Origin of the sequence: Variovorax glucosi (genome assembly GCF_051216695.1) — a bacterium.
GTDB lineage: Bacteria > Pseudomonadota > Gammaproteobacteria > Burkholderiales > Burkholderiaceae_C > Variovorax.
Genome location: NZ_JBPJZE010000022.1, coordinates 1 through 955 on the forward strand (window position 1 = coordinate 1; position 955 = coordinate 955).

Here is a 955-nt window from a genome sequence, read left to right on the forward strand (position 1 = left end):
GGCCGATGCGCGGGCGCACGGGCTCGACGAGCGCATCGAGATCCAGCGGCTGTACGACGGCCGCGAGTTCCTCTACCGGCTGGTGTCGGAGTTGGCCAAGTAAGCGCGCGCCGATGAGCGACGCTTACGAACACCATTTCGTCCAGGCCAACGGCATCCGCTTCCACGTGGTGCAGGCCGGCCCTGTCGACGGGCCGGTGGCCTTGCTGCTGCACGGCTTTCCGGAGTTCTGGCGCGGCTGGGCGAGCCAGATCGACGCGCTGGCGGCTGCCGGCTATCGCGTGTGGGTGCCCGACCAGCGCGGCTACGGCGAGAGCGACAAGCCCGAGGGCGTTGATGCCTACGGCCTCGAAACGCTGGCGGACGATGTCTGCGCACTGATCCGCAGCACGGGCCGGGAGGCGGTGACGCTGCTCGGCCACGACTGGGGAGGCGCCGTGAGCTGGCGCGTGGCGGCGCGCAACCCGGCGCTGGTGGAGCGGCTGGTCATCGTGAACTCGCCGCATCTGGCGGTGATGCTCCAGCACATGTCGCGCGGACGGCAGCGGTTGCGCAGCTGGTACATGCATTTCTTCCGCATTCCGCGCCTGCCCGAACGCCTGCTGAGCCGCCACGGCTTTCGCGGGCTGGTCCGGGTGCTGACGCAGGGCAGCCGGGCCGGTGCGTTTACCGATGCGGAGCTTGCGCTGTACCGCGAGGCCTGGGGCCGGCCGGGCGCGCTGACCGGCATGCTGAACTGGTATCGCGCGCTGATGCGCAACCGGTCGAGCATCCGCGCCGATGCGCGCATCCCGGTGCCCACGCTGCTGCTCTGGGGCGTGCAAGACCAGGCGCTCGGCATCGAGATGGCCCAGCCCAGCATCGACCTGTGCGATCAGGGCGAGCTGCAGCGCATCGAGGGCGAGGGGCACTGGGTGCTGCACGAGGAGGGCGTCGACGTGAGCCGGCGCATCCT

Annotated in this window: 1 protein-coding gene; it reads left to right on the top strand. The window is 70.5% G+C overall.

Features of this window, described 5'->3' with window-relative positions; translation table 11 throughout:
• Positions 1-113 precede the first annotated feature (113 nt).
• On the top strand, positions 114-955 hold an 842-nt coding region (locus ACSFA3_RS22370), incomplete at its 3' end, for an alpha/beta fold hydrolase (protein ID WP_435507690.1).